The following is an 18532-nucleotide window of genomic DNA, read 5'->3' on the forward strand; positions in this document are numbered from 1 at the left end:
TCGACCTGCTCAGCTACCCGTCCCCAGGATCCCTCGCAGCTCCTTGGGCAACAGATCGCTGCACGACTGCTTCGCCTCGTTGGTCAGCGCGTCGTTCGTGCAGGTGTAGTAGTCCTTGTAGACCAGCTGCGCGGTGAAGCCCACGGCGACCAGGGCCAGGGCGAGGGACGCGGTGACCAGGCCGCTGATCGCGGCGGTGGTCTGCGGGCGGCCGTTCGTCTCGGGGGCTGCCGGGGTGTCGGGGTCGGGGGTGCGGGGCTTGGTGCGCAGGGCGGCGATGCCCCAGTTCAGGGCGAGCGCGCCGAGCAGCAGGGCCACGTACGGCCAGCCGAAGAGGGCGAAGAAGAAGGCCCACATGCCGCACAGCAGGGCGTAGCGCGCCCGGCGCTGGGCCGGGTCCGTCGGATCCCAGCGCTTGCCCTGGTCGGGACCGCCGGGACCCTCCGGGCCGTTGCCGTTGCTGTTGCCGCCGCCGGGGCGCTCGCCGAAGCCGCCGCCGGGCGCACGGCCGGGCTGCTGGTCGCTCCACTGGCTGCCCCAGGGCGTGTAGGGGGAGTGCCCGTTCTCGGGGGACTCCGGGGAGCTGCCGCCGGCGGGGCGACGAGGCTGCCAGGGGCGGTCGGGCGCGCCCTCAGGGGGCGGGGCGAAGGGGTTGTCGTCCTTGGGGGCGTCGCCGCCCGAGGGGGCCTCGGGGGGAGACGCTGGGCGCTCCCGCAGCAGCACGGCGCCGCGCTCCCCTCCCTGCGGTGACTGCGGGGGGAGCGTGAGGAGTCGCAGACTGCGGTCCGGCATCAAGTGAGCGTCTTCCCCTTGGTGATTGCGTCTGGTGATCGCGTCTCGTGAGTACGTCTGGCCGACATGACGACATGAGCTGTCGCTTCATGACGACATGAGCTGTCACCCGGTGAACGCACCGCACAGCACCCGCGTTCCCGAGCCCGCTCTCCGCAGACGCTACCTTCCGGCCACGCCCCCGTCCCGTGGGGGCCGTCCGGTGTGCCGGTATCGTTGCGAGCGGTCGACCGCTTCGTAGACTTCCCCGTATCGGGGGGCGCGAAGCATTCGTATGAACGCATGAACCAGAACCGGAACCAGCACCAGAACCGGAACTGGCACTCGTACGAAGAAGCCGGCCGTGGCAGAACGCTCCCCCGAGAAAGGGCCCCACCGTGGCCGCCAAGCCCGTGGCCAAGCGCCTGGTCGTGCTGGTCTCCGGATCCGGTACGAATCTGCAGGCACTCCTCGACGAGATCGCCGCCGTCGGCGCGCAGACCTACGGCGCCGAGATCGTGGCCGTGGGCGCGGACCGGGACGGCATCGAGGGGCTCGCCCGTGCCGAGCGCGCCGGGATCCCCACCTTCGTGCGCCGGGTCAAGGACTACGGGACCCGCGAGGAGTGGGACGCCGCCCTCGCCGAGGCCGTCGCCTCCTACGAGCCGCACCTGGTGGTGTCCGCCGGGTTCATGAAGATCGTGGGGAAGGAGTTCCTGGCGAGGTACGGCGGGCGGTTCGTCAACACGCATCCCGCCCTGCTCCCCAGTTTCCCGGGCGCCCACGGCGTGCGCGACGCTCTCGCGTACGGCGTGCGGGTCACCGGCTGCACCGTCCACTTCGTCGACGACGGCGTCGACACCGGGCCGATCATCGCGCAGGGCGTGGTCGAGGTCCGGGACGAGGACGACGAGAGCGCTCTGCACGAGCGCATCAAGGAAGTCGAGCGAAGGCTGCTCGTCGAGGTCGTGGGGCGGATCGCCCGTAACGGCCATCGCATTGAGGGACGAAAGGTAGTTATCCAGTGACCGCCGAGAGCAACAAGCGGCCCCTTCGCCGGGCGCTCGTCAGCGTCTACGACAAGACCGGGCTCGAGGAGCTCGCCCGCGGGCTGCACGCGGCCGGTGTCGAGCTGGTGTCGACCGGTTCCACCGCCTCCAGGATCGCCGCCGCCGGCGTTCCCGTGACCAAGGTCGAGGAGCTGACCGGCTTCCCCGAGTGCCTGGACGGCCGGGTCAAGACCCTGCACCCCAAGGTGCACGCGGGCATCCTCGCCGACCTGCGGCTGGAGAGCCACCGCGAGCAGCTCGCCGAGCTGGGCGTGGAGCCGTTCGACCTGGTCGTCGTCAACCTCTACCCGTTCCGCGAGACGGTCGCCTCGGGCGCCTCGCCGGACGAGTGCGTCGAGCAGATCGACATCGGCGGGCCGTCCATGGTGCGCGCCGCCGCCAAGAACCACCCCTCCGTCGCCGTCGTCACCAGCCCGGCGCGCTACGCCGACGTCCTGGCCGCCGCGCAGTCCGGCGGATTCGACCTCACCACGCGCAAGCGGCTCGCCGCCGAGGCGTTCCAGCACACGGCCGCCTACGACGTGGCCGTCGCCTCCTGGTTCGCGTCGTCCTACGCGCCCGTGGACGAGTCGCGGTTCCCCGACTTCCTCGGCGCGACCTGGGAGCGCCGGAGCACCCTGCGCTACGGCGAGAACCCGCACCAGCCCGCCGCCCTCTACGTGGACGGGACGGGCGGCGGACTCGCCGAGGCCGAGCAGCTGCACGGCAAGGAGATGTCGTACAACAACTACACGGACACGGACGCCGCCCACCGTGCCGCGTACGACCACGCCGAGCCGGCCGTCGCGATCATCAAGCACGCCAACCCGTGCGGGATCGCGGTCGGCGCGGACGTCGCCGAGGCGCACCGCAAGGCGCACGCCTGTGACCCGCTGTCGGCGTTCGGCGGCGTCATCGCCGTGAACCGGCCGGTCAGCAAGGAGATGGCGGAGCAGGTCGCGGACATCTTCACCGAGGTCATCGTCGCGCCCGCCTATGAGGAGGGGGCCCTCGAAGCCCTCGCCAAGAAGAAGAACATCCGGGTGCTCAAGGCCCCGTCCGGTCCGTCCAACCCCGTCGAGCTCAAGCCCGTGGGCGGCGGCGCGCTGCTCCAGGTCACCGACCGGCTCCAGGCCGACGGCGACGACCCGGCCCACTGGACCCTGGCGACCGGCGAGGCGCTGTCCGAGGCCGAGCTGGCCGAGCTGGCCTTCGCCTGGAAGGCCTGCCGGGCGGTGAAGTCCAACGCCATCCTGCTCGCCAAGGACGGCGCCTCGGTCGGCGTCGGCATGGGCCAGGTCAACCGGGTCGACTCCGCCAAGCTGGCCGTCGAGCGGGCCGGCGCGGAGCGCGCGCAGGGGTCGTACGCCGCCTCCGACGCGTTCTTCCCCTTCCCCGACGGGCTGGAGATCCTCGTCGAGGCGGGTGTCAAGGCCGTGGTCCAGCCCGGCGGTTCGATCCGCGACGAGCTGGTCGTGGAGGCAGCGAAGAAGGCGGGCGTGACGATGTACTTCACGGGCACGCGCCACTTCTTCCACTAAGGAATGCGCAGTTGACGGCCCGTCGGATTCTTCGGCGGGCCGTCCCGCTGTATAACCGGTCCAACTCGCCTTTCGCACAAGCGTGCTGAGCTAACCTCGCGCAGACACAGGGCGTCACCGCACGCCCCGCACCGCACGCCCCGCACCCCGCACCCACGGAGCGGGCGGTACGGCAGTGCGCCGTACCGCCCGCTGCGCTGTGCCGTGTCGTGGGTCAGGTCAGCAGGGTGGAGCAGGCGCTGCTGCTCACCCACTGGTGGGAGGTGATGTTGTCGTTCACGCCGACGCCGTTGCTGAACGCGTTGTCGGTGAGGTTGTCGGCGTACAGCTCGCCCGGGAGCAGACAGGCGTGGCCGCCGCCGTAGTTGACGTCCTGGTAGAACTTCACGACGTCGTTGCCGCCGGTGTAGCCGCGGTTCATGACGGACGTGGCCTTGTCGTTGGCGCCGTCGCCCCACCAGCTGCTGTTCCCCGGGGTGCTGATCAGCAGGGTGCCGGTGCAGTCCAGGTCCTGCCAGGCGTACATGTTGCCGTTGCGCGCGCCCCACTTGCTGTTGCAGCCAGGACCGGGGACGGCGCTGCCCGCTGCCTGCGAGGTGGTGGCGGGCACGACGACGGCCAGGGCGGTGAGCCCGAGAAGCGCTGCGGTGACGGTGAACTTGCGCATGGTGTTTCCCCTCGTTTCGCTGTTTCTCTTGCTGTTTGTGCTGCTGTTTGTGCTGCTGTTTCTTTGTTTTCTGTTTCTTCTGTTTCTTCTGTTTCTTGCTGCGCGGTGGTCAGCCGCGTTCCGGAACGATCTGCACGGCCCGGTCGTAGGCCTGCTGACCGAGAAGCCGGAAGGTCCCGACGTCCTTGCCGTACTGGGCGTTCCGGTCGAGCAGGCGGTCTTGGTAGTACGTCTCCCGGGCCTCGGCCACGGACCGCAGGGAGGTCGTGCGGGCGCAGGTCGCGTCGGCGACGGCGGTCCTGCGTTCGGCGGTGAACGCCTGGTCGGCGCGGGCCGCGCCCAGCCGGGCGGTGCTGACCCGGACGGCGTCACGGGCCGCCTGCGGGTCCTTGTAGGGCTGCCCGGCGTCCTTCATGCAGCGAGCCCAGTCCCGGACCGCCGCCGTGAGCCGACGGTCCTTCATCAGCTGCGCGCTGTAGAGGGAGTCGACGCCCATGGCGACCTTGCTGGTGCGGAACCATTCGGCCGGGTCGCCGTAGAGCGCGCGCTCGGCCTCCTCCGTACAGCCGCCGAGGCGTCTGCGGATCTCCCCGCCGCCTCCCGGCAGCGGCGCGACGACCGTACGGGCGTCGGCGCCGCCGTCGAGCGCGGTGTCGAAGGCGGTGCGCCGGGACGCGGAGAGGCTCTGGCGGTAGACGCCGTTGGGGTTGCGCTCATGGATCCGTTCGTTCTTCGCGTCGATCCGGCCGCCGTACCCGTACGTCCGCGCCCACGCCACGTCGTCCTGCACGTATCGCACCGGCTTGCTCTCGCGCAGGGTGAGGGTGCGGTCCTCCCAGTAGGAGAAGCCGTGCCGCTTCATGCACTGCCCGGTCAGGTGCTGGGCCGCGTCGCCGACGCGGAGCTCCTGCTGCCAGGTCAGCGGCGCGGCCGGCCTGCCATGACCCGGGGAGTCCGAGCCGCCGGGACCGCATCCCGTCGTGACGGTCGCGACGACCCCCGTAACCGCCGCGACCGCACACAGCGAAGCGAGTCCACGCTTCATGCCCCGTTCCCCCGTTTCCCTGTCGACGGGGCGTTCCCCCGTTGCCGGCTCTTCTCTCCGGCACTCACACCATCGGGCACGGCAGGGACGAGGGGTACCTCGGAACTCTCAGGGTCACTTCCCAGGCTTGCCGGGGGGCGTGTACTCCTCGAGATAGTGCGCGACCCGCGTGGCGTAGGCCTGGTACTTCGTCGGGACCCCGCCGGCCTTGTTCACCACGTCCCACGACGTCCGGTAGGCGGCGGCGACCAGGACGCGCCGGTCGCCGGTGAGGTCGTCCTTCAGGCGGGGCGCGATCCAGCACAGATAGCGGCCCATGGCCGGGATGGACTCGGCCGGCGGGAAGGGCGGCGACGGGACGGTCTCGCCGGGCGTGCCGTCCGGGTTCATCCACCAGCGCAGTACGTGAGGAGTCCAGCGGGCGATGCCGTACTCGTCCATCGCCGGGTCGGAGAGGGCCGGGTCGAAGTCGCTCTCCACCTTCAGCATGGCGGCGATCAGCGCGGACGTGACGGGCCGCTGGTCGCAGTCGCGGGCCGTCTCGACGATCAGCAGCCGGTACGCGGCCGGCACGCCCTTGTCGGTACGCAGGTCCGTGGCCCCGTACTGGGCCGCACTGTCCGCCGCCGCGCCGCCGGCCCCACCGCCGGACCCGGAGCCCACGGCCCAGTTCCAGCTGCTGATGCCGTACCCGAGGCCCGCCACGGCGGCGGTGGCCAGAGCGGCGGCCAGGCCGGCCGTACGACGTCCGAGGCGGGCCGGCAGCAGACGGCGGAAGCGGCGGCCGGCGGACGCGGCGCCGGTGGCCGTCTCCACGAGGCGCAGCAAGGCCTCGGTCCCGAGGCGGTCGGCGTGGGTGCGGGCCAGGCAGGCGCGGACGATCTCGCCCCAGCAGGGCGGGAGTTCGGGGGACAGCCGCAGTTCGTCGGCGCCCCGGGCGTAGGCGACGGCCGCGTCCCGGCGGGCCGACGGCGTGCCGCCGGGCAGCGGGAAGGAACCGGTGAGCACGAGGTGGGCGAGGACGCCGAAGGCCCACACGTCGGCCGAGGGACGGATCCGGCGGCCGCGTTCGCCGATCTCGGCCCACAGCAGTTCGGGCGGGGTGTAGTCGGGGGTGGAGAAGGCGGGGGTGTACGCGTGCGTGCCCTCCATCTCCGCGGCCATGTTGAAGTCGGCGAGCCGGGCCGAACCGTCCTTCATCAGAAGGACGTTGGCGGGCTTGAGGTCGCCGTGCACCCAGCCCGCGCGGTGCAGCTGGGCCAGCCCGGCGCAGACCTGGCCGAGCAGCGCCTGACCGGCCGCGGGCCCGGGGTCGCGCTTCAGCAGCGCGGCCAGGGAGTCCTCGGCCTTCTCCAGCACGAGCACGGTCGCGCCGTCGAGCTCGGGCCGGGACGGGTCGTCGACGGTGAGGGTCTCGTACAGCCGGATGAGCCGCGGGCTGGCGAGCCGGCTCAGCAACTCCACCTCCCGCTCGGCCAGTTCCCGCAGATGGGCGAGCTGACGAGGGGTGCGGGTGCCGGTGGGCAGGAACTTGAGAGCGGCGGTCTTCGGTACGTCGGGCAGGGCATCGTTGTCAGGGAGGCCGCCCGCGCGCAGCCGCAGCGCCGCGTACACGCTGCCGAACGCGCCCGTCGCGATCGGCTCCCGCACCTCCCACCGCCCGACCCGGTAGCCGCGGGGGACCCGGACGGCGTACGGCTCGGTCACCGCACCCCCGGTGTGGGCGTGGACACGGACAGGAGAGCGAGGTCGTCCTCGCGTACGAGGTCGAAGCGGAGCGCCAGCGAGACGAGGGACTCCTTCTTGCCGTTGAGGCGCGGGCCCGGGTCCGCCGTGTCGGGGCCGGGCTTGAGGCGCAGCTTCACGGCCAGGTAGTCGATGTTCCACTGCACGGAGGTGCGGGAGGCGGCCGGCCAGCCGGGGCGCAGCCGGGCCACGACCTGGTCGACCGTGGGCAGCGGGGCGTGCGGCTCGCCGCGCAGCCGGGGCTCGCACAGCGCGGCCAGCACCGCGAAGTACCGCTTGCTGCGGTCCAGGGAGAACGCGGGCGTCGTGGCGGCCCCGTCCGGTCCGAACGCCGTGTCCAGGTAGTCGTGGCGCGGTGCCCACACCTCGACGCCGAGCAGATCGCCCGCCGCGGGCAGCACGATCCGGGCGAACTCGAAGGGGACCGGCGCGTCCAGCCGCCCCGGCGCGACCTTGATGTGCTCGCCCGCGCCCTCCGGGTTCTCCACGACGTACGTCTGGTCCCGGCTGAAGTTGCTCAGTATCCAGAACGCGCCCTGCGCGGTGATCTCGCCGGCCCGCCGGGAGACGCCCTCGTGCGCGATCTCCAGGTCGTTCTCGTGGACGGACCGCCCGAAGGCCAGCCGTTCACCAGGGGCGAGTCGAAGCCGGCGCCGGGGCTCATGGCCGCCGCGCCCGTCCTCCGGCCGCTGTGCCGGAGCTACGACGATGATGCTGTACACGGTGTGTCTCCCGCTCCCCACCCGCGCCTACGGCATCAGGGTGGGCGACGGGACGGGGTCGTGTCACGGCATGACACGACCCCGGCGAGGATTGGCGCGAAGACGTCGTTGTCCGACCGCCTCGTCCCGCGTGCGCTCAGAACCTCGGACGGCGGAACCAGTCCGCCGTCGCCCGCTTCGAGGCGAAGACGATCAGCAGGATGGCGACGATGAGCACGACGAGGCCGAGGCCGTAGATCGCGAGCGTGAAGATGCCGGAGATGATCGCGAACGAGCCGTAGACGATGGAGCACACGCGCACTCCGTTGCCGCCCTTGGCGTACTGGAGCAGGAGGATCAGGCCGAGCACCGCGAACACGGCGGCCAGGGCCAGGAAGAAGACGACGACGCCCTTGCCGAGGTCCGCGAACTTCTCCGTCTCCGAGTCGCCGGTGATGCCCGCGTCGGCCATGGTCTGGTCCCACTTGGACAGCGTGTAGGCGTAGACGCCGGTGACGATCACGTGGGCCAGGACGAGCACGGCCAGGAAGATCTGCGCGGCACGGGTGATGCCGGGCATCGCGAACGGGCCCGCGGGGCCGCCCGGGTACCCGCCCTGGAACTGGCCGGCGGCGGCCGGGTACGGCTGCTGCTGGTACGGCGGCGCCTGCGGGATGCCGTAGCCCTGGGGAGGGGGCGGGGGCTGCTGCGGGTAGCCGTAGCCCGGTCCGCCGGGTCCGGCGGGCGGCGGCTGCTGGGGCGGCGGGCCGTAGGGGTTGTTCGGGTCGCCGAAACTCATGGCGGTCCTTCCTCCGTGTGCACGTGAGTGCGGGGACGACGGGCGGTCTGGCGCGGAGGAAGGTCTACAGATGCGGTTCGTCCCCCCGGTACTGCCCGCGGCACTGTGGCGTCAATCGTTCTGCAATGGCCGGTTTCTTGTCCAGCCGCATTCCGTAGGTGTTGTGCAAGTGCAACATCAACGATCAAGGGCGAACAGGACCGGACCGGTCGGAGGGGCCGGATTGGAACCGGGGGCCCGTCATCCGGGAGGATGGTCACCATGACCGCCCAGATTCTCGATGGCAAGGCCACCGCAGCCGAGATCAAGTCCGATCTGACCGCCCGCGTGGCGGCGCTGAAGGAGAAGGGTGTGACGCCCGGCCTCGGCACGATCCTCGTCGGGGACGATCCCGGCAGCCAGAAGTACGTCGCCGGAAAGCACCGCGACTGCGCCCAGGTCGGCATCGCCTCCATCCAGCGCGAGCTGCCCGCCACGGCCACGCAGGAGGAGATCGAGGCGGTCGTCCACGAGCTGAACGACGACCCCGCCTGCACCGGCTACATCGTCCAGCTCCCGCTGCCCAAGGGCATCGACGAGAACCGCGTCCTGGAGCTGATGGACCCGGTCAAGGACGCGGACGGTCTGCACCCGACCAACCTCGGCCGCCTGGTCCTGAACGAGCCCGCGCCCCTGCCCTGCACCCCCAACGGCGTGCTCACCCTGTTGCGCCGCCACGGCGTGGAGATCAACGGCGCGGAGGTCGTGGTCGTCGGCCGCGGCGTCACCATCGGCCGCTCGATGCCGCTGCTGCTGACCCGGCGCAGCGAGAACGCCACGGTGACCCAGTGCCACACCGGCACCCGCGACCTCTCCGCCCACCTCAAGCGCGCGGACATCGTCATCGCGGCCGCGGGCTCCGCCCATCTGGTCCGGGCCGAGGACGTCAAGCCGGGGGCGGCCGTCCTCGACGTCGGCGTCTCCCGCAACGCGGACGGCAAGATCGTGGGCGACGTCCACCCGGACGTCCGCGAGGTCGCCGGCTGGATCTCCCCCAACCCCGGCGGCGTCGGCCCGATGACCCGCGCCCAACTGCTCGTCAACGTGGTCGAGGCGGCCGAGCGCAGTGCCGGCTGACGACACCTCCGGCAAGGCCGAGGGCAACGAGGACGGCAAGGGCAACGAGGGCAACGAGGGCAACGAGGGCGGCGAGGGCGGCGAGAACGGCGAGGACGGCAAGGACGGCAAGGACATGGACGACATCGAGGTCCGGGACCCCGTCAGCGCGCCCGACGCCGACGGCAAGCCGCGCCGGGTCACCCGCCGCTTCCCGCTGTTCACCCGGGACACCGCGCGCCCCGAGGGCGGCGGCCGGGCCGCTCCCGGCGACGCCCCGGCGCCCGCCCGGCAGTGGCCGATCATCGCGGTGCTGGGCGTCGTGGCGCTCGGCCTGCTGGTGACCGCGCTCGACCAGTTCCGGATCGGCACGATACTGATCGGCGCGGCCCTCCTCGCCGGGGCGGCCCTGCGCTGGACCCTCCCCGGCGTCGGCATGCTCGCCGTACGCTCCCGCTTCACCGACATCGCGACCTACGGCGTCCTGGGCGCGGCCATCGTCCTGCTGGCCCTGATGGCCCAGCCGGACCCGTGGCTCCAGATCCCGTTCCTGAAGGACACGCTGCATTTCACGGTCGACAGCTAGACCGCCGGCCAGGTCGCTCGTACGCCGGTGGCCCGCACCTCCCCCCCGGGAGCTGCGGGCCACGGTGCGTGCGGCGCGGGCGCCGCCCCGCGTCCCCCGAATCCCGCAGCGGGCGTACAACTTCCGTGGTAGTGCCGGAGGTTGACTCACCGGAGCCGGTCTCGGCGTTACGCTGCGGCGATGCGTATCCCGGCGCCCCGCCCCTTCGTCGTCGATACGTCGATCGCGTGCGGCACGGTGTGGGCCGCCGTTCTGCTGGGGCGGGAGTCCGTGTCGCAGGGCTGGCCCGAACTCGACGCGCGGGCCTTCCTCCTGGTCGTCCTGGCGCATCTCCCGACAGCCGTGCGCGGCAGATGGCCGGTCGCCGTCTTCGTGGCCGCGCAGACCGCCGCCGTCGTCTACGTCACCCTCGGCTACTGGCCGGTCGTGTGCACCTTCGGCCCCATGCTCGCCCTCTACACCGTGGCGTCCGTGCGCACGACGCGCGTCGCCTTGGCCTGCGCGGCGACCCTGATCGCGTTCTGGCTGTACGCGGGTGTCGTCAGCGACAGTCCGTCGATGGCGTCGGTCCTCGCCCAGGCGCTGATGTACGCCGCGGTACTGGTCCGGTTCGGCATCCTGGCCCGCCGCTCCGCCGAACTCACCCTCCGGCTGCGCGAGGAACAGGCCGAACGCGCCCTTCGCGCGGTCGCCGAGGAACGCGGCCGCATCGCACGGGAGTTGCACGACGTGGTCGCCCACCACATGTCGGTGATCTCGGTACAGGCCGGTCTCGCCCGGTTCGTGTTCGACGCCGACCCGGTCACCGCCCGCGGCGCGCTCGGCACCATTGAGGACACCAGCGGCGAGGCCCTGGAGGAGCTGCGCCGCATGCTGTACGTGCTGCGCGAGGAGGACCCGGAGGCCGCGGCGGCCGCCCCGATGCCCACCCTGGCCCGCCTCGACGACCTCGTGGCCCGGGTCCGCGCCGGCGGCGTCGCCGTCGAGCTGACCGTCGAGGGCGCCCCGCGCCCGCTCCCGCCCGGCGTCGAACTCTGCGCCTATCGCATCGTCCAGGAGGCCCTCACCAACGTCCTCAAGCACGCCCGGCACGCCCACGCGCGCGTGACGCTCCACTACGGGCAGCGCGACCTCAGCGTCCACGTCACGGACGACGGGGAGGCGGCCGGCCAGGACGTGGGCAGAGGAGCGATTCAAGCCAGACTCGGGGCGGACCTCGGACACGGCCCCGGACACGGCTTGATCGGAATGCGCGAGCGGGCCAGGCTCTACGGCGGGACGATCAGCGTCGGCCCACGCTCCGGCGGCGGATTCGCGGTCGAGCTGACCCTGCCGGCCTAGGCCCGGCGGGGAGGGAGGACGGCCGTACGGGATGACCAGGGTCCTTGTCGTCGACGACCAGTTCCTGATCCGGGCCGGACTCGTGGGGCTGCTGAACGCCGCGCCCGGGTTCGAGGTCGCGGGGGAGGCCGGGGACGGCGACGAGGCGGTGCGGCTGGCCGCCGAGACGCGGCCCGACGTGGTCCTCATGGACATCCGGATGCCCGGAATGAACGGCATCGAGGCCACCGAACGCATCCTCGCCCGCCCCGCAGACCGGCTGCCCCGCATCCTGATCCTCACCACCTTCGACCTCGACGAGTACGTGTACGGGGCGCTGCGGGCCGGCGCGTCCGGGTTCCTGCTCAAGGACTCGGGGCCCGAGCGGCTGCTCGCCGCGGTGGCCGCGGTGCAGGGCGGCGACGCGCTCTTCGCGCCCAGCGTCACCCGCCGCCTGGTCGAGGCCTTCGCCCGGCAGGGCGGCGCGGCCGCCGCCGCGGCCGACGGGGCCTCGCCCGACCTGGAGGTGCTGACCTCCCGCGAGGTCGAGGTGCTGAAGCTGACCGCCCGCGGTCTGTCCAACCAGGAGATCGCCGGCCGCCTCTACATCAGCGAGGCCACCGTCAAGACCCACCTCAACCGCACGATGACCAAGCTCGACCTGGGCAGCCGGGCGCAGGCGGTGGTGGTGGCGTACGAGACGGGTCTGGTGACGCCGGGCGGCTGACCTGCCGGCCGGGTCGTCGCGGGAACCGTCCGGCCGTGCGCCGTCGTCCCTCAGACGGGCGAAAGGGGAGGTGGGCGGGATGGGCTCCTGGCAGCCGCTGCCGGACGGGCTGCCGTCGGAGGTACGGCACTTCGTGGAGCAGCTGCGGCAGCTCAAGGACGGTACGGGCCTCAGCCTGGCCGCGCTCGGCGCGCGCACCGCGTACAGCAAGTCCTCCTGGCACCGCTACCTCAACGCGGTCCAGCCGCCGCCGAGGCAGGCCGTCGCCGCGCTGTGCCGGGTCGTGGGCCTGTCCGACACGGACACCGAACGCCACTGCGTGCGCTGGGAACTGGCCGTCGAGGCCTGGCCGCGCCCCGCGCCGCCCGCCGCCGGGGAGGGGTACGAGGACGATCCGACGGTCCCCTGGTGGGAACGGTCGGACGGATCGGAACGGTCCGAGCAGCCCCGCCCCGCCGGACGTCTGCTCCTCTACGCCGTCCTGCTGCTGCTCGTCCTGCTGCTCACGGCGGTCGGGGGAGCCGTCGCCTTCGGTTGACGGTCGGTTGACAGGTCGGGGAAGTGTCCCGAATGGTCTTCTTATCGGGACGTTGAGAGGGGGCTCGATGCCTCGCTGGAAGGCCCTGCCGGACGCACTCGATCCGCAGCTGCGGGAGTTCGTCGAGCAGTTGCGGCGGGTCGTGGACGACAGTGGGCTGAGCGTCGCGACGGTGGCCGACCGCACCGGCTACGGCAAGGCGTCCTGGGAGCGGTATCTCAACGGGCGGCTGCTCGCCCCCAAGGGCGCGGTCGTCGCCCTGGCCGAGGTCACCGGCACGCCCCCCGTCCATCTGACCACCCTGTGGGAGCTGGCCGAGCGCGCCTGGAGCCGCTCGGAGCTCGTGCCCGCGACGGCGGCTGCGGCTGCGGACACAGCTACAGACGCGACCGCAGACGCCGAGAGAGTTGCGACCGGCGCTTCCCGGGGCGCCGGAGCGCAGCGGACCTGGATGTTCCTCGCCGGAGTCGTGGGCGTGGTGATCGTCGTCGTGGGCGCGTTCCTGCTGACCGACGGAGGGGACCCGAGGGCGACCGTGGGCGGCTCCCCGGAGTCCTCCTCCTCGACGCCGGCGGACCCTCGCTCCTCCACCCTGCCCGCCGGGGTGCTGTGCGCGGGGGCCGACTGCACGGGCAAGGACGCCGAGGAGATGGGGTGCAGCGGCGACCTCGTGACCACGGCGAAGAGCGCGACCGTCGGCCCGACGCTCGTCGAGGTCCGCTACAGCAGGACCTGCGGCACGGCCTGGGGCCGGATCATGCAGGCCGGGCAGGGCGACGAGGTGCGGGTGACCGTGGGGTCGGCAGCACGGACCGGCACGGTCACGGACCCCGGCGAGACGATCGCGTACACGCCGATGGTGGCGGTGAAGGACGCGAAGGAGGCGACGGCGTGCGCGGTGCTGGCGTCGGGGCAGACGGGCTGCACGCCCTGAGAGCCGGCGAGATGCAGAGGCTGTGTCGGCCGCGTGAAGAACCGGAGCGCACAGGAATACCCGCCTCCGCCCCGGGGCACCCGCACGGTACCCCCACGGGAGTCCGGCACGACCCGGTACCCCCACCACGGCGGCCGCCGGCCTTTCTCTCCCGAACCGGCGGCCGCCGTGCCACGTCCGGACGCCCGATCTGTAGCGCACTCCGTCGCGCACTCGGTCTCGCACTCTGTTTCCCGCTCTGTTTCTCACTCTGTGGGACGGGCCACACAACCCCGCGCATCCGAGATCCCGGATGCGCGATAGCCTGACCGCTGGATCTCTCTTGACGCCAAGAGATCGATCATTTGTACGTCCCACCCGGGGCAGGGACGCCCCACCGACAGCTGTCATACGGAGAACGCCATGACCCGCACTCCCGTGAACGTCACCGTCACCGGCGCGGCCGGCCAGATCGGTTACGCCCTGCTCTTCCGCATCGCCTCCGGCCAGCTGCTCGGCGCGGACGTGCCGGTCAGGCTGCGCCTGCTGGAGATCACCCCCGCGCTCAAGGCCGCCGAGGGCACCGCCATGGAGCTCGACGACTGCGCGTTCCCCCTCCTCCAGGGCATCGACATCACCGACGACCCGAACGTCGCCTTCGACGGCACGAACGTCGCCCTCCTCGTCGGCGCCCGCCCGCGCACGAAGGGCATGGAGCGCGGTGACCTCCTGGAGGCCAACGGCGGCATCTTCAAGCCGCAGGGCAAGGCCATCAACGACAACGCGGCGGACGACATCAAGGTCCTCGTCGTCGGCAACCCGGCCAACACCAACGCGCTCATCGCGCAGGCCGCCGCCCCGGACGTACCGGCCGAGCGCTTCACCGCGATGACCCGCCTGGACCACAACCGCGCGCTGACCCAGCTCGCGAAGAAGACGGGCTCGACGGTCGCCGACATCAAGCGCCTGACCATCTGGGGCAACCACTCGGCCACCCAGTACCCGGACATCTTCCACGCCACCATCGCGGGCAAGAACGCGGCCGAGGTCGTCAACGACGAGAAGTGGCTCGCCGAGGACTTCATCCCGACCGTCGCCAAGCGCGGCGCGGCCATCATCGAGGCCCGTGGCGCGTCCTCGGCCGCCTCCGCCGCCAACGCCGCCATCGACCACGTCTACACCTGGGTCAACGGCACGGCCGACGGCGACTGGGCCTCCATGGGCATCCCGTCCGACGGCTCCTACGGCGTCCCGGAGGGCCTCATCTCGTCCTTCCCGGTCACCACCAAGGACGGCGTCTACGAGATCGTCCAGGGCCTGGACGTCAACGAGTTCTCCCGCGCCCGCATCGACGCGTCGGTGCAGGAGCTGTCAGAGGAGCGCGACGCGGTCCGCGCGCTCGGCCTCATCTGAGTTCTTCAGACATGACGATCCCCGGGAGGCTTCGACCGCCCGGGGATCAGTGTGTTCAGCTCCGCGTTCAGCTCCGCTTACAGGGTGCGGATGAACTCCGTCCAGGCGTCGTGCCCGAAGACCAGGGCTCCCTGGGAGGGGTCCTTGCTGTCGCGGACTGGGACGAGGGGGGCGGATACGGTGTCGGCTACTTCGAGGCAGGCTCCGCCGTCGGGGTTGCTGTGGCTGGACTTGCGCCAGGTGACGTTGCTCAGGTCAATGGCTCGCACGGCACTTCCTCCAACATCCGCGTGATGAACTTGCGTGACTCGGCCGGGGAAAGCGCCAGGTCGCGCATCGCATCGTAGCGCCGGTGGAGTAGGTCAACTGCTCGGGTTTCTTCCACGAGTTCGCCCCGGTGGGCGTTCTCGGCGTACGCCACCGTGCTGCCGTCGGACAGCCGCAGGATCATCATGTCGGTGCTGACCAGTGAGTGGAGACCAATGCTCTGCGGCAGCACCTGAAGGGTGATGTTCGGGCGCTCGCCGGCCTCCAGCAAGTGCTCCAACTGCTCCCGCCACTCCTGCCAGGCACGCAGCGGGGTCCGCAGTACCGCCTCGGAGAGGATGGCGCGGAACGGCGGTGCGTCATCCCCCTCCAGCAGCTTTCGTCGCCCGGTGCGGGCTTCGACCTGCTGGTCCAGTTCCAACCCCTTGAGACCGCCCAGGGTGAGGACCTCACGTGCGTACGCCGCTGTTTGAAGCAGGCCATGGACGGTGCTCACACCGAAATGCCACAAGCCCAGCGACTCCGCCTCCATATCCATGTACGTGCGGTACTGCTCCTTGAACTGGGTGTTGTCCCCCACCGCCACTTCCCACAGGGCCAGCAACAGCCCCGGCGTTCCGTAGTGCGATTCCAGGGCCTCCACGATCTCCGGGCTGCCCAGACTGCTACCGCCCTCCATCTTGCCCAGCGTCGATGCGTCCCAGCCCAGCCGTTCGCCCAGCTCCCGCAGGGTCTCCCCCCGCGCGTTGCGCAGCAGCCGCAGCTCCTCGGCGAAGCGCCTGCGAGGCTGTTGGCTCCGTCCGGTGACCACTCGTCTCGCGGGCATCCTGTGCTCCCTCGCGCGGCTCAGCGTAACGATCTGCATACGAAGGGTAATCCAACTCCTTTTCGCGTTCAGGCCGTTGCCGTGATCCATCCCGGAAGCCGGTCACGACCACCGCCGTCGCCGCCAGGACCGTCAGTCCGACCACGCGCAGCGCCGGGCCCATGCCGGAGGCGAAGTCGGCGTGTCCGGCCAGGGCGGTGCCGGCGATCGCCACGCCGAGCGCCGCGCCGATCTCGCGGGCGGAGGTGCCGAGGCCGGAGCCGAGGCCCGCCTGGTGGGGCGGGAGCGAGGTGACGACGCCCAGGGTCAGGGCGGGCATCGACAGGCCCGTGCCCGCAGAGATGACCAGCAGCCAGACGGCGTACAGGGGGTACGGCGTGTCGGCGTTCGCGGTGGACGCGCCGAGCAGGCCCAGGCCGATCAGGGCCAGTCCCGTGCCGACGACCGGGCGAGGGTGCGTCGAGAAGCGGGCTGCGAACTTCGGGACCAGGGCCATGCCGACGATCAGCGGGACGATCGCGACCCCCGTGACGGCGGGCTCGTAGCCCTTGACCTCCTGGAGGTACTGGGAGTTGACGAAGAACAGCGCGAACAGACCGAAGAAACCGGTGGTCATGCCTAGGGAGGTCGCGCGCAGCCGGGCGGACCGGAACACCCGTGGGTCGAAGAGCGGGGCGGGCGAGCGCAGGGACCGAAGCGTGAAGCCGGCGATCAGGGCGGCCCCGGTCGTGAACGAACCGAGGATCAGCGGCGAGGTCCAGCCGTGGTCCGGGCCCTCGATGATGCCGTGGAGGACGGCGACCAGACCGGCGGTGAGCAGGAGCGTGCCCCACGGGTCGAGACGGCTGTGCGTGGAGCGGGCGGTGCGCGGGGTCGTCGCGGCCACGGCGAGCGCGAGCAGTGCGGCCAGCGGGACCATCGCGGCGAAGAGCGCCCGCCAGGTCAGATACTGCCCGACCAGTCCGCCGCCCAGGTTGCCGAACATCCCGCCGAGGCCGATGGCCAGCGTCCAGGAGGCCATGGCCTGCGCCCGCCGCTGTGGACCGGCGAGGTGGACCAGGATCGACATCGTCGCCGGCGTGACCAGTGCCGCGCCCGCGCCCGAGACGCCCCGGCCCGCGATCAGCAGCGCCGGGTCCTGCGCGCACGCGCTGACGGCGGCGCCCGCCGCGAACAGGCCGAGCCCGGCGAGCAGGGCGCCCTTGCGGCCGTACCGGTCGCCGAGCGCACCGGCCGGGACGAGCAGTCCGGCGAAGACGATGACGTAGGCGTCGACCGTCCACAGGACTTCGGTGTGCGAGGGGTGCAGGGGCGACGAACTCAGCTGCGGGATGAGGAGGTTGATCGCGGCGACCATGCTCTGGGCGACCAGCACGCAGGCGCACAGGGTCAGCAGGGTGGACCGTTTCAGGGCGTGCGAGGGCACGGCTCCTCCCGGGAGCTCGGTGGACGGGTGGGGTGGGTCGCCCGGTCTCGCCGGGCCTGTTTCACCGTAGGCTCGACCCTGACCTGCTTTCCAGTGCAACCTTTGCAAGGGGTACATGCGTATGACGCAATCCGTGGCGGGACCTGCGGCGATGGATCTGAACCTGCTGGTCGCGCTGGACGTCCTGCTGGAGGAGGAGAGCGTCCAGGGCGCGGCCCGCCGCCTGCATCTCTCCGAACCGGCGATGAGCCGCACTCTGGGCCGCATCCGCAAGGCGCTCGGCGACCCGGTCCTGGTGCGGGCGGGCCGCCGGATGGTGCCGACGCCGCGCGCCCTGGCCGTACGGGCCGAGGTGAGCGCGGTGGTGGAGCGGGCGTGGGCGCTGTTCGCGCCGGCCGAGGGGACCGACCTCAGGACGGTGACCCGCACCCTCACGATCCTCGGCCACGACGCCATAGCGGCCGCCCACGGCCCGGCCCTGTACGCCCGCGCCGCCGCGGAGGCGCCCGGCGTCCGGATCCGCTTCCTGGGCGAGAGCCACGTCGACACGCCCTTCCTGCGCGAGGGCACCGCCGACCTGGAGGTGGGCGTCATCGACACGGCGGCCCCCGAGGTGCACCGCGAACACCTCTGCGACGACCGGATGATGGGCGTCGTACGGGCCGGACACCCGCTGCTGGAAGGCGAGTTGACGCCCGAGCGGTTCGCGCTCGAAGCCGACCACCTGATCGTGTCCCGACGCGGCAAGCTGCACGGGCCCGTCGACGCGGCCCTTGCCGAACTCGGCCTACGGCGACGGGTGGTGGGCACCGTCGGCTCCCTCCCGTCCTCCCTCTTCGTCCTCCGCGACACCGACCTGGTCGGTCTGAACACCGCCTGGGGACTGCCGCTGGCGCAGAGCCTGGGCCTGGTCTCCTTCGAGGTGCCCCTGCCCCTGCCGCCGCTCCTGCTGGGCATGGCCTGGCATCCGCGGCATGACGTCGACCCGGCCCATGTGTGGCTGCGGGCGGCGGTGCGGGATCTGGTGCGGCGGCGTTCCCGGTGAGCGGTGAGCGACCGGCTACGAGTGGCGTAGCGCACTTTCGGCCAAAGATTGCGCATG

General features: G+C 71.8%; 19 protein-coding genes. 10 read left to right on the forward strand and 9 right to left on the reverse strand.

The window, feature by feature from the left end:
* Nucleotides 1–9 precede the first annotated feature (9 nt).
* Nucleotides 10–792, reverse strand: a complete 783-nt coding sequence (locus OG562_RS26590) for a hypothetical protein (protein ID WP_266402028.1) — start codon at nt 790–792, stop codon at nt 10–12.
* A gap of 377 nt (nt 793–1169) precedes the next feature.
* Here OG562_RS26590 and purN point away from each other — a divergent pair, with 377 nt between their 5' ends.
* Both purN and purH read left to right on the forward strand, forming a co-directional pair.
* Nucleotides 1170–1799, forward strand: a complete 630-nt coding sequence (gene purN / locus OG562_RS26595) for a phosphoribosylglycinamide formyltransferase (RefSeq protein ID WP_266402029.1) — start codon at nt 1170–1172, stop codon at nt 1797–1799.
* On the forward strand, nt 1796–3361 hold the full coding sequence (gene purH, locus OG562_RS26600; RefSeq protein ID WP_266402032.1) for a bifunctional phosphoribosylaminoimidazolecarboxamide formyltransferase/IMP cyclohydrolase: 1566 nt from the start codon (nt 1796–1798) through the stop codon (nt 3359–3361). The genes purN and purH overlap by 4 nt, the downstream gene beginning before the upstream one ends.
* A 214-nt stretch (nt 3362–3575) precedes the next feature.
* Here purH and OG562_RS26605 read toward each other — a convergent pair whose 3' ends face one another.
* The 5 genes from OG562_RS26605 to OG562_RS26625 form a co-directional block, all read right to left on the reverse strand.
* Complete coding sequence (locus OG562_RS26605; RefSeq protein WP_266402034.1) at nt 3576–4028, reverse strand: peptidase inhibitor family I36 protein; 453 nt, start codon at nt 4026–4028, stop codon at nt 3576–3578.
* Between the two features lie 109 nt (nt 4029–4137).
* Nucleotides 4138–5073, reverse strand: a complete 936-nt coding sequence (locus tag OG562_RS26610) for a hypothetical protein (RefSeq protein ID WP_266402036.1) — start codon at nt 5071–5073, stop codon at nt 4138–4140.
* A 114-nt stretch (nt 5074–5187) separates the two neighbouring features.
* On the reverse strand, nt 5188–6780 hold the full coding sequence (locus tag OG562_RS26615; RefSeq protein ID WP_266402038.1) for a protein kinase: 1593 nt from the start codon (nt 6778–6780) through the stop codon (nt 5188–5190).
* Complete coding sequence (locus tag OG562_RS26620) at nt 6777–7541, reverse strand: FHA domain-containing protein (protein WP_266402040.1); 765 nt, start codon at nt 7539–7541, stop codon at nt 6777–6779. The genes OG562_RS26615 and OG562_RS26620 overlap by 4 nt, the downstream gene beginning before the upstream one ends.
* Nucleotides 7542–7677: 136 nt before the next feature.
* Nucleotides 7678–8319 carry a hypothetical protein gene (locus OG562_RS26625; RefSeq protein WP_266402042.1) on the reverse strand — a complete coding sequence of 214 codons (642 nt, stop codon included), beginning with the start codon at nt 8317–8319 and terminating at the stop codon, nt 7678–7680.
* A 261-nt stretch (nt 8320–8580) separates the two neighbouring features.
* Between OG562_RS26625 and OG562_RS26630 the strand changes: the two genes are divergently transcribed.
* From OG562_RS26630 to OG562_RS26660, 7 genes are all read left to right on the forward strand, one after another.
* The gene (locus OG562_RS26630; protein WP_266402044.1) at nt 8581–9435 is read left to right on the forward strand and encodes a bifunctional methylenetetrahydrofolate dehydrogenase/methenyltetrahydrofolate cyclohydrolase; all 855 of its coding nucleotides are present in this window, start codon (nt 8581–8583) and stop codon (nt 9433–9435) included.
* 115 nt (nt 9436–9550) lie between these two features.
* Nucleotides 9551–10000, forward strand: coding sequence for a DUF3017 domain-containing protein (locus tag OG562_RS26635; RefSeq protein WP_266409533.1), 450 nt, complete (start codon nt 9551–9553; stop codon nt 9998–10000).
* Nucleotides 10001–10180: 180 nt separating this feature from the next.
* Entirely contained in the window at nt 10181–11341 is a 1161-nt protein-coding gene (locus OG562_RS26640) for a sensor histidine kinase (RefSeq protein WP_266402047.1), read from the forward strand.
* A 31-nt stretch (nt 11342–11372) separates the two neighbouring features.
* Nucleotides 11373–12047, forward strand: coding sequence for a response regulator transcription factor (locus OG562_RS26645; RefSeq protein WP_266402049.1), 675 nt, complete (start codon nt 11373–11375; stop codon nt 12045–12047).
* A 79-nt stretch (nt 12048–12126) separates the two neighbouring features.
* Nucleotides 12127–12585, forward strand: a complete 459-nt coding sequence (locus tag OG562_RS26650; RefSeq protein ID WP_266402051.1) for a helix-turn-helix transcriptional regulator — start codon at nt 12127–12129, stop codon at nt 12583–12585.
* A gap of 67 nt (nt 12586–12652) precedes the next feature.
* A complete protein-coding gene (locus tag OG562_RS26655) occupies nt 12653–13519 on the forward strand; it encodes an XRE family transcriptional regulator (protein ID WP_266402052.1) in 867 nt (288 codons plus the stop codon).
* Nucleotides 13520–13921: 402 nt separating this feature from the next.
* Nucleotides 13922–14911: a malate dehydrogenase gene (locus OG562_RS26660; RefSeq protein WP_266402055.1), complete on the forward strand. Its 990-nt coding sequence runs from the start codon at nt 13922–13924 to the stop codon at nt 14909–14911.
* 77 nt (nt 14912–14988) lie between these two features.
* Here OG562_RS26660 and OG562_RS26665 read toward each other — a convergent pair whose 3' ends face one another.
* The 3 genes from OG562_RS26665 to OG562_RS26675 are packed head-to-tail and all read right to left on the reverse strand — an operon-like array spanning nt 14989 to nt 17430.
* A complete protein-coding gene (locus OG562_RS26665) occupies nt 14989–15180 on the reverse strand; it encodes a DUF397 domain-containing protein (RefSeq protein WP_266402057.1) in 192 nt (63 codons plus the stop codon).
* Nucleotides 15162–15941, reverse strand: a complete 780-nt coding sequence (locus OG562_RS26670; protein ID WP_266409535.1) for a helix-turn-helix transcriptional regulator — start codon at nt 15939–15941, stop codon at nt 15162–15164. Before OG562_RS26670 ends, OG562_RS26665 begins: the two co-directional genes overlap by 19 nt.
* A complete protein-coding gene (locus OG562_RS26675; protein ID WP_266402059.1) occupies nt 15844–17430 on the reverse strand; it encodes an MFS transporter in 1587 nt (528 codons plus the stop codon). The genes OG562_RS26670 and OG562_RS26675 overlap by 98 nt, the downstream gene beginning before the upstream one ends.
* Nucleotides 17431–17545: 115 nt before the next feature.
* Between OG562_RS26675 and OG562_RS26680 the strand changes: the two genes are divergently transcribed.
* A complete protein-coding gene (locus OG562_RS26680) occupies nt 17546–18475 on the forward strand; it encodes a LysR family transcriptional regulator (protein WP_266402060.1) in 930 nt (309 codons plus the stop codon).
* The last annotated feature ends 57 nt before the right edge of the window (nt 18476–18532 follow it).

This window comes from Streptomyces sp. NBC_01275 (assembly GCF_026340655.1).
In the GTDB taxonomy this organism is placed as follows: Bacteria; Actinomycetota; Actinomycetes; order Streptomycetales; family Streptomycetaceae; genus Streptomyces.